Consider the following 12765-nt stretch of genomic DNA (forward strand, 5'->3'; position numbering starts at 1 on the left):
ACAGGGATTTGCAAAATTCAAATTGACACCCAATCGTATGATGATTAGCGTGGGCCTCCAATAAGAGTGGCCCGCGGGGTTTTCATGTCCAGCAGTTTTCACGCATCGACCGTCGATTGGCTGGGGGGCTGGATCGCCGCCGGCCAGGTCAAGCCTGGGCAAACCATCAAGGTCGAAGCGGACTTGGGCGAGCAACTGGGCGTCAGTCGCACGGTGATTCGCGAGGCGATCAAGACCCTGGTGGCCAAAGGCATGCTGGAAGTCGGGCCGAAAGTCGGCACGCGGGTATTGCCGGTGCGCCGCTGGAACCTGTTCGACCCTCAAGTGGTGGGCTGGCTGTCACGCAGCGGCCTGCCGGAAAACTTCGTCGATGACTTGCTGGACCTGCGCCGTACCATCGAGCCGATGGCGGTGCGCTGGGCCTGTGAGCGGGCCTCGGCCGACCAGGTGCAGGCGATCCGCCTGGCCTATCATGCCCTGGAAAGGGCAGTGGACAGCGGCGCCGATTACAACCGCGCCGATCAGTTTTTCCATGAGTGCATCCTGGCCGCCAGCCATAATCAATTCATCGAACAAATGGTCCCGGCCCTCGGTGCATTGCTGGCGGTGTCGTTCGAGGTGTCGGCGGCCGACCCGGATGAGTTGCGCCGCACCTTGCCCATCCACAAGGACATCGCCGACGCCATCGCTGCCCGTGACGCGGCCCGGGGCGTCTGGGCCTGCATGACCCTGATCGATAACGCTGACCTGGCGATCAAACGCTTTTACCCCAATGTCATGGCCGGTCGAACAGACGCCGCCGGGCAAGTCGGGAACGGGAGGATTCAATGAAGTGGACGGCTGTGACGGAACATCGGGCGAAGTTGGGCGAGGGGCCCTTTTGGGATGCGCCGACTCAAGCGTTGTATTGGGTCGATATCGCCGGCAAGCAGGCACTGCGGCTGATTGGCGCCAATGTGGAGATCTGGCAGATGCCCGAGCATGTCTCTGCCTTCATACCGACCCAAAGTGGCGACGCGTTGGTGACTCTGAGCAGTGGCGTCTATCGCCTGGATCTTGATTCGCCAGGCCTGGAGCCGCGCCTGACGCTGCTGTGCATGGCCGACCCCCAGCCCGGCAATCGCGCCAACGAAGCCCGTTGCGACCCCCTGGGCCAACTCTGGCTCGGCACCATGCAGAACAACATCGGTGCCGACGGCGAGGATTTGCCGATCGAGCACCGCTCTGGCGGCCTGTTTCGCGTCGGGGGCGACGGCCGGGTCCAGCCCTTGTTGCGTGGGCTGGGCATCCCCAACACCTTGCTCTGGAGCCCCGATGGCACCACGGTGTATTTCGGCGACAGCCTGGACGGCACGGTGTATCGGCACTTCATCTATCCAGAAGGCAACCTGGCGCCGGCCGAGGTCTGGTTCGGCCCACACCCGCGTGGCGGCCCGGATGGCTCGGCGATGGATGCCCGGGGCTATATCTGGAACGCCCGCTGGGACGGCAGTTGCCTGTTGCGACTGACCCCGGACGGCCAGGTCGACCGGGTGATCGAATTGCCCGTCAGCCGCCCGACCAGTTGTGTGTTCGGCGGCGAAGACCTCAAGACGTTGTACATCACCAGCGCGGCGAGCCCCTTGGGTCATCCGCTGGACGGTGCGCTGCTGTCGATGCGTGTCGATGTGCCTGGCGTGGTCTGTACGAGGTTTGCGGGATGAATCCCAAAATATGGGATGTAAATATATATATTGAGATTATTTGGCGGCCGGGTTTATAGTCGGCTCCATCGGCAATACGCACTCACACTAAAAAAACAAGACAGGTGAAGTGATGCAACGATCTTTCCCCGTACGCCCCGGCGGCGTACGCCGGCCACTGTGCTTTCAAGCGCCTTCGCGCCGGTCATCCGTGGATGCCCGGTTTTCGTCGTGCCCGCGCACCGGAGTCTTGAGCCATGGCTGAGCCCTTGGTCTTGCCACCCGTGCCGGAGCCACCGAAGGGCGAACGCCTGAAGGACAAGGTCGTGCTGTTGACCGGTGCCGCCCAAGGCATTGGCGAAGCCATCGTCGCGGCGTTCGCCTCGCAACAGGCCCGGTTGGTGATCAGTGATATCCAGGCGCAGAAGGTCGAGGCGGTGGCCGCCCATTGGCGTGAGCGTGGCGCCGATGTGCAAGCGTTGCAGGCCGATGTGTCGAAGCAACAAGACTTGCAGGCCATGGCCCGTCGCGCCGTCGAGCTGCACGGTCGCATCGATGTGCTGGTCAACTGCGCCGGCGTCAACGTCTTCCGCGACCCGCTGGAAATGACCGAAGAGGACTGGCGCCGCTGCTTCGCCATCGACCTGGATGGCGCCTGGTACGGCTGCAAGGCGGTGCTGCCACAGATGATCGAGCAGGGCGTGGGAAGCATCATCAACATTGCCTCCGTCCATTCGTCCCACATCATTCCCGGCTGTTTCCCTTACCCGGTGGCCAAGCACGGCCTGCTCGGCCTGACTCGCGCCCTGGGCATCGAATACGCGCCCAAAGGGGTACGCGTCAACGCCATCGCCCCGGGTTATATCGAAACCCAACTGAACGTCGACTACTGGAACGGCTTTGCCGATCCACATGCCGAACGCCAGCGCGCGCTGGATCTGCACCCGCCACGGCGCGTCGGGCAACCGATCGAAGTGGCAATGACGGCCGTGTTCCTGGCCAGTGACGAAGCACCGTTTATCAATGCCTCATGCATCACCATCGATGGAGGACGTTCAGTCATGTACCACGACTGAATGTTCTTGGATTGCAATGGGAAACTTCGCCTGTAATCCAATCATCATACGATATGACTATTTAGGCCTATGCTGTGTAGCAACTTGATGTAACCGCCCAGCCTGCGCATTTCCACCGTCGGTGGAGCAGGCCTTGGACGTTTGGCTTTCAATAAAAAAAACAAGGAGTCAACTATGAAACATCGTCGTGGGATCCGTTCCCTGTGTCGCGCCGCCCTGGCGGTTACCGCGGTCAGCCTCAGCAGCCACTTGCTGGCGGCCGATGCGGTAAAAATTGGTTTCCTGGTCAAGCAGGCCGAGGAGCCTTGGTTCCAGACCGAATGGGCGTTTGCCGAGAAGGCGGCCAAGGACAAAGGCTTCGAATTGATCAAGATCGCCGTGCCCGACGGCGAGAAAACCCTCTCGGCCATCGACAGCCTGGCCGCCAACGGCGCCAAGGGCTTCGTGATCTGCCCGCCGGACGTGTCCCTCGGCCCGGCCATCATGGCCAAGGCCAAGCTTAACGATCTCAAGGTGATTGCCGTGGACGACCGTTTCGTCGACGCCAACGGCAAGTTCATGGAAGACGTGCCGTACCTGGGCATGGCCGCGTTCGAAGTGGGCCAGAAGCAGGGCGCCGCCATGGCTGCTGAAGCGAAAAAACGCGGCTGGGATTGGAAAGAAACCTATGCGGTGATCAACACCTACAACGAACTGGACACTGGCAAGAAGCGCACCGACGGTTCGGTCAAATCCCTTGAGGAGGCCGGTATCCCGAAAGACCACATCCTCTTCGCCGCCCTGAAAACCCTCGACGTACCCGGCAGCATGGACTCCACCAACTCGGCCCTGGTGAAACTGCCAAGCGCCGCGAAAAACCTGATCATCGGTGGCATGAATGACAACACCGTGCTGGGCGGCGTGCGCGCCACTGAAGCGGCCGGGTTCAAGGCGGCCAATGTGATTGGTATCGGCATCAACGGCACCGACGCTATCGGTGAGCTGAAAAAGCCCAACAGCGGCTTCTTCGGTTCGATGCTGCCAAGCCCGCACATCGAAGGCTACAAGACCGCCGAAATGATGTACGAGTGGATCACCACCGGCAAGGAACCGCCGAAGTACACCGCCATGGACGAGGTGACGCTGATCACCCGGGAGAACTTCAAGCAAGAGCTGGAAAAGATCGGCCTGTGGAACTGACGGTCGGTTGATTCAAAAGCGGCCCTGGCCACATGAGTGGCGGGGCCGCTTGATCTCTGTAAGTTCGAGGTGGTTATGCAAGCGCAAACAGCGACACGGCAACACAACATCGGCGGCAGCTTGCGGTTCAACGGGATCGGCAAATCCTTTCCCGGCGTGCAGGCGCTGGCCAATATCAGTTTCGTCGCGCATCCGGGGCAGGTGCATGCCTTGATGGGCGAGAACGGCGCGGGCAAGTCCACGTTGCTGAAGATCCTCGGTGGCGCCTACATCCCAAGCAGTGGCGACCTGCAGATCGGCGAACAGACGATGGCCTTCAAAGGCACCGCCGACAGCATCGCCAGCGGGGTGGCGGTGATTCACCAGGAGCTGCACCTGGTGCCGGAAATGACCGTCGCGGAAAACCTGTTTCTTGGCCATTTGCCGGCGCGTTTCGGCCTGGTCAACCGTGGCGTATTGCGCCAGCAGGCGCTGGCGCTGCTCAAAGGCCTGGCCGACGAAATCGACCCGCAGGAAAAAGTCGGTCGCCTGTCCCTCGGCCAACGGCAATTGGTGGAAATCGCCAAGGCCTTGTCCCGTGGCGCCCATGTCATTGCCTTCGACGAACCCACCAGTAGCCTGTCGGCCCGGGAAATCGACCGCTTGATGGCGATCATCGCCCGCTTGCGAGATGAGGGCAAAGTGGTGCTGTACGTCAGCCACCGCATGGAAGAGGTGTTCCGTATCTGTAATGCGGTGACCGTGTTCAAGGACGGTCGTTATGTCCGGACCTTCGAGAACATGAGCGAGCTGACCCACGATCAGTTGGTCACCTGCATGGTCGGCCGCGATATCCAGGACATCTATGATTACCGGCCTCGGGAACGCGGCGATGTGGCGCTGCAAGTGAAGGACCTGCTGGGGCCAGGCTTGCGCGAACCGGTGAGTTTCCAGGTGCACAAGGGCGAGATCCTCGGCTTGTTCGGGTTGGTCGGCGCCGGTCGTACCGAACTGTTTCGCTTGCTCAGTGGCCTGGAGCGCCAGAGCGAGGGCAGCCTCGTGTTGCACGGCAAGGAGCTGAAACTGCGTTCGCCGCGGGATGCCATCGCCGCTGGCGTGCTGCTGTGCCCGGAAGATCGCAAGAAGGAAGGCATCATCCCGTTGGGCAGCGTGGGCGAGAACATCAACATCAGCGCCCGACCGTCCCACTCGACCCTCGGCTGCCTGTTGCGCGGTGATTGGGAACGGGGCAATGCCGACAAGCAAATCAAGTCGCTGAAGGTGAAGACCCCGGCGGCCAGCCAGAAAATCATGTACCTGTCCGGCGGCAATCAGCAGAAGGCGATTCTCGGTCGCTGGCTGTCGATGCCGATGAAAGTCCTGCTGCTGGACGAACCGACCCGGGGCATCGATATCGGCGCCAAGGCGGAGATCTACCAGATTATCCACAACCTGGCGGCCGACGGTATCGCGGTGATTGTGGTGTCCAGCGACTTAATGGAAGTGATGGGCATTTCCGACCGAATCCTGGTGCTTTGCGAAGGGGCCATGCGTGGCGAACTGTCGCGCGACCAGGCCAACGAATCCAACCTGCTGCAACTGGCGCTGCCGCGCCAACGCGTTGCCGACGCGGCGAACTGAGAGGTAAATCATGACCATTCAAAACAATGCACTGCCAACGGCACGCAAACCCCTGGACCTGCGCCGTTTCCTGGATGACTGGGTCATGCTGCTGGCGGCCATCGGCATCTTCGTGCTTTGCACCCTGATGATCGACAACTTCCTGTCGCCGCTGAACATGCGCGGCCTGGGCCTGGCCATTTCCACCACCGGCATCGCCGCGTGCACCATGTTGTATTGCCTGGCGTCCGGGCACTTCGACTTGTCGGTCGGCTCGGTGATTGCCTGTGCCGGCGTGGTCGCGGCGGTGGTGATGCGCGACACCAACAGCGTGTTCCTCGGCGTCAGCGCGGCGCTGGCGATGGGGCTGATCGTCGGCCTGATCAACGGCATCGTCATCGCCAAGTTGCGGGTCAACGCCTTGATCACCACCCTGGCGACGATGCAGATCGTCCGGGGCCTGGCCTACATTTTTGCCAACGGCAAGGCGGTGGGGGTGTCGCAGGAATCGTTCTTCGTCTTCGGTAACGGCCAGTTGTTTGGCGTGCCGGTGCCGATTTTGATCACCATCGTCTGCTTCCTGTTTTTCGGCTGGCTGCTGAATTACACCACTTATGGGCGCAACACCATGGCCATTGGTGGCAATCAGGAAGCGGCATTGTTGGCAGGGGTGAACGTTGATCGGACCAAGATCATCATCTTCGCCGTGCATGGCTTGATTGGCGCTCTGGCTGGGGTGATCCTGGCATCGCGCATGACCTCGGGCCAACCGATGATCGGCCAGGGCTTCGAGTTGACCGTGATCTCGGCGTGCGTGCTGGGTGGGGTGTCGTTGAGCGGCGGCATCGGCATGATTCGCCACGTCATCGCCGGCGTGCTGATTTTGGCGATCATCGAAAACGCGATGAACCTGAAGAACATCGACACCTTCTACCAATACGTCATCCGCGGCTCGATCCTGCTGCTGGCGGTGGTGATTGACCGCTTGAAACAACGCTAGACGGCAGGCTTACTGGCGACTGATCCACCGCCCTCGCGAGCAGGCTCGCTCCCACAGGGTTTTTGTGCCAGGGCCAGAAACCTCGGCACAGCACAGACCCATGTGGGAGCGGGCTTGCTCGCGAAGGCGTCGACACATCCAACAACTTCATAGCTGACCCACCGCTTTCGCGAGCAAGCCCGCTCCCACAGGGTTTTTAGTGTCAGGCTCAGGACCTAGGCACAGCGCAGAACCAGTGTGGGAGCGGGCTTGCTCGCGAAGGCGTCGACACATCCAACAACTTCATAGCTGACCCACCGCTTTCGCGAGCAAGCCCGCTCCCACAGGGTTTTTAGTGTCAGGCTCAGGACCGCGGCACAGCGCAGAACCAGTGTGGGAGCGAGCCTGCTCGCGAAGGCGTCGACACATCCAACAACTTCATAGCTGACCCACCGCTTTCGCGAGCAAGCCCGCTCCCACAGGGTTTTTTGTGTCAGGCTCAGGACCTAGGCACAGCGCAGAACCAGTGTGGGAGCGGGCTTTCGCGAAGGCGTCGACACATCCAACACCTCCATAGCTGACCCACCGCTTTCGCGAGCAGGCTCGCTCCCACAGGGTTTTTGTGCCAGGGCCAGAAACCTCGGCACAGCACAGACCCATGTGGGAGCGGGCTTGCTCGCGAAGGCGTCGACACATCCAGCACTTCCTTAGCTGACCCACCGCTTTCGCGAGCAAGCCCGCTCCCACAGGGTTTTTAGTGTCAGGCTCAGGACCTAGGCACAGCGCAGAACCAGTGTGGGGGGAGCCTGCTCGCGAAGGCGTCGACACATCCAGCACTTCCTTAGCTGACCCACCGCTTTCGCGAGCAAGCCCGCTCCCACAGGGTTTTTAGTGTCAGGCTCAGGACCTAGGCACAGCGCATACCTATGTGGGAGCGAGCCTGCTCGCGATAGCGCCCTCCCTAGCGCCAATAGTCATCCCTCCTTGCGCAACGCTTCGACCAGCTCCTGCTTGCGCATCTTCGAACGCCCGGGAATGTTCTTCGCCCGGGCTTCCTTCATCAGGCTGTCCACCGTCTGGGCCCCATGGGAGGCTTTGCTGGTGCGTGGGTGACCCTCGCGGGTCTTGGCGGCGCGGCGGGCTGATTCCTTGCGGTCGGTTTTCTTGGCCGCCGCCGGTTTTTCCTTGCCTGAGCCACCGGAGCGTTCGCCGCCACCGGACTGCTTGTTCACCGTCGCCCAGGCCCGAGCTTCGGCCTCGCCCTCCGACACACCTTTTTGCTCATAACTTTCTTCGATGTGCTCGGCCTTGCGTTTTTGCTTGTCGGTGTATTTGTCTTTGCTTCCACGAGGCATGGGATGTTCCTCCTCAAATGTCTGAGCAGAGGCTATTGGCTGGCGGCGCCACCTTCGGAGCCCGAACCCCCGGTCGTGGTTTTCGAGCCCACCCCAGTCTCTGCGTTATCAGGCGCGGTCGAGTCCGGCGTATTCATGCCACCCTGGCGCCCCGTGTCATTACCCTGCACGCGCGGATCGGTGCCAGTGGCCGGTGGCTGGCCATTGTTCAGGCTACCGCCGCCAGTGCCGTCGGTATTCAACTTGGGCAGGCCTTGCGTGGCGGGGGAGTTGGGCGCTTGCACGGGGTCGGTCGGCCCGGTGCCGTCGGTAGAGGCCGCGAAGGCCACCGAGGACAGCAGCGCGGCGAAGGTGAATGCGGTCAGCCTTGAAGTGATCATGGTGTCGCCTCCATTTTTTGGAATGCTTGCCTGATTTTTGGCCGTGCTGGCGCGGGGTTGGTGCCTGGGGGGCGACGAACGGTGCTATGAGCGTTGTTTTTCAGAACATGTGACGAGCGCCGCTTGGCGGCTTAGTATGGCGCTTTCAATTGGCTACAAGGCCTGTTCATGTCGATCGAGATCCGTCCTGCGCAACCCAGCGATGCGCCTCAAATCCTTGCCTTCATCACCGAGTTGGCCGATTACGAAAAGGCTCGCCACGAAGTCATCGCCGGTGTGGCCGACATCGAGCGCAGCCTGTTCAGCGAAGGCGCGACCGCTCACGGGTTGATCTGCCTGCGTGATGGCGTGCCCATCGGTTTCGCGGTGTTCTTCTTCAGCTATTCCACCTGGCTGGGCAGCAACTGCCTGTACCTCGAAGACCTGTACATCACGCCCGAACAGCGCGGCGGCGGGGCAGGCAAGACCTTGCTGCGCCATCTGGCGAAAATCGCCTGTGACAACGATTGCGGTCGCTTCGAATGGAGCGTGCTGGACTGGAACACGCCGGCCATCGAGTTCTACAAATCCCTCGGCGCGCAACCACAGGAAGAGTGGGTGCGCTACCGAATGGACGGCAAGGTGCTACGGGATTTCGCCCACGGCAATTGATGCTCATGAGTACGCATTGGAGGCGTATTCGGCAAATCCAGGGCGTTGCTCGAGCCGCTTGCAATAAGCGGCCACAGCCGGATAGTCAGGACGCTCCATCGGCGTCTGGCGCCACCGGTGTGCGGACAGCCCGATAAGCACATCCGCAAGGGAAAATGCCGTACCGGCCACGTAGGCGCCGGTGCGGTTCAACTGTTGTTCCAGCAAACCCATCTTCTCGTTCCAGCCTTTGACGCCAGCGGCGATGAGCTTTGGGTCCTGGAAATCCGGGTGTTTGCGCACCAATCCGTAAAACGCATCCCCCCATGACGGGTTGAGCTCCGTGGCCTGCCAGTCCATCCACTGCTCGATGCGCGCCCGTGCGGCAGGCTCGACGGGCAGCAGATCGCTGCGCCCATGCTTGCCCACCAGGTAGCGACAAATAGTGTTCGACTCCCAGAGCACACCATTCTCATCAATGATCACCGGCACCTGGGCATTGGGATTCAAGGCCAGGAACGCCGGGTCGTGGGTCGAGGCAAAACCGATGCCCCAGTCTTCGCGCTCGTAGGCGATGTCCAGTTCCTGGCAGGTCCACAGCACTTTTCTGACGTTGATCGAAGAAGTGCGACCGAGGATTTTCAGCAGTTGTCCCATCACTTTTTCCCTAGTTGGTTGGCGTCCGGTCAGAAAACGTAGCAGGGTCTTGGGCGGATGGCGATTGGCTTTGTGGTTGGCTTGCGATATCCCAATATATGGGAGTGATATTTATATATTGAGATTTTATTGCCCTCAGGTTTATAGTCCGTTCCACTCACTGCCAAAAAACAGAACAGGTGAAGCGGATGCAGGCGCAATTGATCGCGCTCGATTGGGGGACCACCTCTTTACGGGCTTACAAACTCGCAGCCGGTGGCGAGGTGCTCGAGCAGCGTTCGCTGTCATCGGGGATCATGCAGTTGCCGTCCGGGCCGCGAAGCGTGGCCGGACGGGTGTGCATCGACGGTTTTGAACTGGCCTTCGACGAGGCTTGTGGCGACTGGCTCGATGCGCAGCCTGGCCTGCCTGTGATTGCCTGCGGCATGGTGGGCAGCGCCCAAGGCTGGCGTGAAGCGCCGTACTGCGACACACCCGCCAACGTCGCCAATCTCGGACATTCCCTACAAACCGTTCGCAGCCTTCGCGGAGTCGATGTGCACATCGTGCCCGGCGTGATCCAGCGTTCACGTTTGCCCAATGTCATGCGCGGCGAAGAAACCCAGGTCCTCGGTGCCTTGCACAGCCTGCCGGACGAAGCGGTGCTGATCGGCCTGCCTGGCAGTCATTCGAAATGGGTGGAAGTGGCCGATGGCTGCATTGTGCATTTCGATACCTTCATGACCGGCGAGATCTTCGCCGTCCTCAGTGACCACAGCATTCTCGGCCGCACCCAGCAACGGGGGACGACCTTCGATGGCGTGGCGTTTGACCGTGGCGTGCAAGTGGCGCTGTCGGTGGACGGCCAGATCGGCCCGTTGTCTACCGTGTTCAGCGCCCGCAGCCTGGGCTTGACCGGCGAGCTGGCGGCCAGTGCCCAGGCGGATTACCTCTCGGGCCTGTTGATCGGCCATGAGCTGGCAGCGCTGGCCGAGGTGCAGCGCCGTCGCCGCGACAGCCTGCACCTGCCGACGGTGGTGCTGATCGGCAACTCCCAACTCTGTGTCCGTTATCAACGGGCCCTCGACGCCTGCGGCTTCGCCCGGGTGGTCCTGGCCGAACAGGCCACCGAACGCGGTTTGTGGCAACTGGCCGTGGCGGCCGGGCTGCTCGATTCCACCGCCCCCTGAACCTGACTGGAGGTCTGACATGCTCACACAAGCACTGGCGCACAACGGGTTGATCGCGATCCTGCGTGGCCTGCGTCCCGAAGAGGCGGCGGCCATCGGCGAGGTCCTGTACAGCGCCGGATTTCGTGTCATTGAAGTGCCGCTCAATTCCCCCGAGCCGTACGAAAGTATCCGCATCCTGCGCAGCACTTTGCCCGCCGATTGCCTGATCGGTGCCGGCACCGTGCTCACGCCGGAACAGGTGGAGCAGGTGAAAGCCGCTGGCGGCCAAGTGATCGTCATGCCCCACAGCGACCCGAAGGTGCTGCGTGCGGCGAAAGCGGCGGGCTTGTATCTGTCGCCCGGCGTCGCCACGCCCACCGAAGCCTTTGCCGCGCTGGCCGAGGGCGCTCATGTATTGAAGATGTTTCCCGCCGAGCAAATGGGTCCGGCGGTGGTCAAGGCCTGGCTCGCGGTGTTGCCGGCCGGGACCGTGCTGTTGCCGGTGGGCGGGATTACGCCGGACAACATGGCGGTGTTCGTCGAAGCCGGCGTCAAGGGTTTCGGCCTCGGTTCCGGGCTGTTCAAGCCAGGCCTGACAGCGGATGAAGTGGCGGTACGCGCCAAGGCCTACGTGGCCGCATGGAATGCCTTGAACTGAAGACTTTTCCAGCGCCCGTGCGCTGCATCTGACAAGAGAGACAACAAGATGAAAATCACCAAGCTGACCACGTTTATCGTTCCGCCGCGCTGGTGCTTCCTCAAGGTCGAAACCGACGAGGGCGTGACCGGTTGGGGCGAGCCTGTGGTGGAGGGGCGTGCCCACACGGTGGCGGCGGCCGTCGAGGAATTGTCCGACTACCTGATCGGCAAGGACCCACGCAACATCGAAGACATCTGGACCGTGCTCTATCGCGGCGGCTTCTACCGCGGCGGCGCCATCCACATGAGCGCCCTGGCCGGTATCGACCAGGCGTTGTGGGACATCAAGGGCAAGGCCCTGGGCGTGTCGGTCAGCGATTTGTTGGGCGGCCAGGTGCGGGACAAGATCCGTGTGTATTCGTGGATCGGCGGCGACCGCCCGGCGGACACCGCCCGCGCGGCGAAAGAGGCCGTAGGGCGAGGCTTCACCGCCGTGAAGATGAATGGCACCGAAGAGTTGCAGTTTCTCGACACCTTCGAAAAAGTCGACCTGGCCCTGGCCAACGTGGCGGCGGTGCGCGATGCGGTCGGACCGAACGTCGGCATTGGCGTGGACTTCCACGGCCGCGTGCACAAGCCGATGGCCAAGGTGCTGATGAAGGAACTCGACCCTTACAAACTGATGTTCATCGAAGAACCGGTGCTCAGCGAAAACTACGAAGCCCTCAAGGAACTGGCACCGCTGACCAGCACCCCGATTGCCCTGGGCGAGCGATTGTTCTCGCGCTGGGATTTCAAGCGCGTACTCAGCGAAGGCTACGTGGACATCATCCAGCCGGATGCGTCCCACGCCGGCGGCATCACCGAAACCCGCAAGATCGCCAACATGGCCGAGGCCTATGACGTAGCGCTGGCGCTGCACTGCCCGCTGGGCCCCATCGCCCTGGCGGCGTGCCTGCAACTGGACGCGGTCTGCTACAACGCGTTCATCCAGGAGCAGAGCCTGGGCATCCACTACAACGAGAGCAACGACCTGCTGGACTACATCAAGGATCCGCAGGTGTTCGACTACGACAAGGGCTTCGTGAAGATCCCGAATGGCCCGGGCCTGGGCATCGAGATCAACGAGGAATACGTCATCGAACGCGCGGCCATCGGCCACCGCTGGCGCAACCCGATCTGGCGCCATGCCGATGGCAGTTTTGCCGAGTGGTGATTTGCGGCTGATCACTGCGCAGGAGCAAAAGAATCTTGTGGGAGCAAGGCCCTGTGGGAGTAAGGGGTTCTGTGGGAGCAAGGCTTGCCCGCGATGAACGATGACGCGGTTTGACTGGAAAACGCATCGTCTGCATCGCGGGCAAGCCTTGCTCCCACAGGTCTTGCTCCCACAGGGTCTAGCTCAATCCTTGCCGTATTCGACAAACATAAAAAGAGGCAC

The 12765-nt window shown here is 61.6% G+C and carries 13 protein-coding genes; 10 read left to right on the forward strand and 3 right to left on the reverse strand.

The window, feature by feature from the left end; translation table 11 throughout:
* Positions 1 to 84 precede the first annotated feature (84 nt).
* The 6 genes from J3361_RS12245 (at position 85) to araH (ending at position 6536) form a co-directional block, all read left to right on the forward strand.
* Positions 85 to 831 (forward strand): FadR/GntR family transcriptional regulator, encoded by a 747-nt coding sequence (locus J3361_RS12245; protein WP_207964816.1) that lies wholly within the window; start codon positions 85 to 87, stop codon positions 829 to 831.
* Positions 828 to 1703 (forward strand): SMP-30/gluconolactonase/LRE family protein, encoded by an 876-nt coding sequence (locus J3361_RS12250; RefSeq protein WP_207964817.1) that lies wholly within the window; start codon positions 828 to 830, stop codon positions 1701 to 1703. The genes J3361_RS12245 and J3361_RS12250 overlap by 4 nt, the downstream gene beginning before the upstream one ends.
* 236 nt (positions 1704 to 1939) lie before the next feature.
* Positions 1940 to 2758, forward strand: coding sequence for an SDR family oxidoreductase (locus J3361_RS12255; protein ID WP_053186253.1), 819 nt, complete (start codon positions 1940 to 1942; stop codon positions 2756 to 2758).
* A gap of 174 nt (positions 2759 to 2932) precedes the next feature.
* A complete protein-coding gene (locus J3361_RS12260; protein WP_207964818.1) occupies positions 2933 to 3937 on the forward strand; it encodes a substrate-binding domain-containing protein in 1005 nt (334 codons plus the stop codon).
* Between the two features lie 75 nt (positions 3938 to 4012).
* The gene (gene araG, locus J3361_RS12265) at positions 4013 to 5557 is read left to right on the forward strand and encodes an L-arabinose ABC transporter ATP-binding protein AraG (protein WP_207964819.1); all 1545 of its coding nucleotides are present in this window, start codon (positions 4013 to 4015) and stop codon (positions 5555 to 5557) included.
* Between the two features lie 10 nt (positions 5558 to 5567).
* Positions 5568 to 6536 carry an L-arabinose ABC transporter permease AraH gene (araH, locus tag J3361_RS12270; RefSeq protein WP_025214842.1) on the forward strand — a complete coding sequence of 323 codons (969 nt, stop codon included), beginning with the start codon at positions 5568 to 5570 and terminating at the stop codon, positions 6534 to 6536.
* 953 nt (positions 6537 to 7489) lie between these two features.
* On the opposite strand, the gene J3361_RS12275 is transcribed toward araH, so the two are convergent.
* Positions 7490 to 7870, reverse strand: coding sequence for a Rho termination factor N-terminal domain-containing protein (locus J3361_RS12275; protein ID WP_207964820.1), 381 nt, complete (start codon positions 7868 to 7870; stop codon positions 7490 to 7492).
* Between the two features lie 32 nt (positions 7871 to 7902).
* Positions 7903 to 8250 carry a hypothetical protein gene (locus tag J3361_RS12280; RefSeq protein WP_207964821.1) on the reverse strand — a complete coding sequence of 116 codons (348 nt, stop codon included), beginning with the start codon at positions 8248 to 8250 and terminating at the stop codon, positions 7903 to 7905.
* A 168-nt stretch (positions 8251 to 8418) separates the two neighbouring features.
* Here J3361_RS12280 and J3361_RS12285 point away from each other — a divergent pair, with 168 nt between their 5' ends.
* Complete coding sequence (locus J3361_RS12285; RefSeq protein WP_207964822.1) at positions 8419 to 8901, forward strand: GNAT family N-acetyltransferase; 483 nt, start codon at positions 8419 to 8421, stop codon at positions 8899 to 8901.
* Between the two features lie 3 nt (positions 8902 to 8904).
* Here J3361_RS12285 and J3361_RS12290 read toward each other — a convergent pair whose 3' ends face one another.
* Positions 8905 to 9537: a glutathione S-transferase gene (locus J3361_RS12290; protein ID WP_207964823.1), complete on the reverse strand. Its 633-nt coding sequence runs from the start codon at positions 9535 to 9537 to the stop codon at positions 8905 to 8907.
* Positions 9538 to 9725: 188 nt separating this feature from the next.
* Between J3361_RS12290 and J3361_RS12295 the strand changes: the two genes are divergently transcribed.
* From J3361_RS12295 to dgoD, 3 genes are read left to right on the forward strand one after another with little or no spacing between them, the layout of a single operon-like run.
* Positions 9726 to 10706 carry a 2-dehydro-3-deoxygalactonokinase gene (locus J3361_RS12295; RefSeq protein ID WP_207964824.1) on the forward strand — a complete coding sequence of 327 codons (981 nt, stop codon included), beginning with the start codon at positions 9726 to 9728 and terminating at the stop codon, positions 10704 to 10706.
* Positions 10707 to 10725: 19 nt separating this feature from the next.
* Positions 10726 to 11346: a 2-dehydro-3-deoxy-6-phosphogalactonate aldolase gene (locus tag J3361_RS12300; RefSeq protein WP_207964825.1), complete on the forward strand. Its 621-nt coding sequence runs from the start codon at positions 10726 to 10728 to the stop codon at positions 11344 to 11346.
* Between the two features lie 48 nt (positions 11347 to 11394).
* Positions 11395 to 12543 carry a galactonate dehydratase gene (gene dgoD / locus J3361_RS12305; RefSeq protein ID WP_186707213.1) on the forward strand — a complete coding sequence of 383 codons (1149 nt, stop codon included), beginning with the start codon at positions 11395 to 11397 and terminating at the stop codon, positions 12541 to 12543.
* The last annotated feature ends 222 nt before the right edge of the window (positions 12544 to 12765 follow it).

It is taken from the genome of Pseudomonas sp. OA65 (assembly GCF_017498305.1).
Lineage (GTDB): Bacteria > Pseudomonadota > Gammaproteobacteria > Pseudomonadales > Pseudomonadaceae > Aquipseudomonas > Aquipseudomonas zanjanensis.

Coding starts and splice junctions, on each gene's coding strand:
- J3361_RS12300 (WP_207964825.1), top strand. CDS start 10,726: ATGCTCACACAAGCACTGGCGCACAACGGGTTGATCGCGATCCTGCGT.
- dgoD (WP_186707213.1), top strand. CDS start 11,395: ATGAAAATCACCAAGCTGACCACGTTTATCGTTCCGCCGCGCTGGTGC.
- J3361_RS12245 (WP_207964816.1), top strand. CDS start 85: ATGTCCAGCAGTTTTCACGCATCGACCGTCGATTGGCTGGGGGGCTGG.
- J3361_RS12255 (WP_053186253.1), top strand. CDS start 1,940: ATGGCTGAGCCCTTGGTCTTGCCACCCGTGCCGGAGCCACCGAAGGGC.
- araG (WP_207964819.1), top strand. CDS start 4,013: ATGCAAGCGCAAACAGCGACACGGCAACACAACATCGGCGGCAGCTTG.
- J3361_RS12280 (WP_207964821.1), bottom strand. CDS start 8,250: ATGATCACTTCAAGGCTGACCGCATTCACCTTCGCCGCGCTGCTGTCC.
- J3361_RS12260 (WP_207964818.1), top strand. CDS start 2,933: ATGAAACATCGTCGTGGGATCCGTTCCCTGTGTCGCGCCGCCCTGGCG.
- J3361_RS12250 (WP_207964817.1), top strand. CDS start 828: ATGAAGTGGACGGCTGTGACGGAACATCGGGCGAAGTTGGGCGAGGGG.
- J3361_RS12295 (WP_207964824.1), top strand. CDS start 9,726: ATGCAGGCGCAATTGATCGCGCTCGATTGGGGGACCACCTCTTTACGG.
- J3361_RS12275 (WP_207964820.1), bottom strand. CDS start 7,870: ATGCCTCGTGGAAGCAAAGACAAATACACCGACAAGCAAAAACGCAAG.
- J3361_RS12285 (WP_207964822.1), top strand. CDS start 8,419: ATGTCGATCGAGATCCGTCCTGCGCAACCCAGCGATGCGCCTCAAATC.
- araH (WP_025214842.1), top strand. CDS start 5,568: ATGACCATTCAAAACAATGCACTGCCAACGGCACGCAAACCCCTGGAC.
- J3361_RS12290 (WP_207964823.1), bottom strand. CDS start 9,537: ATGGGACAACTGCTGAAAATCCTCGGTCGCACTTCTTCGATCAACGTC.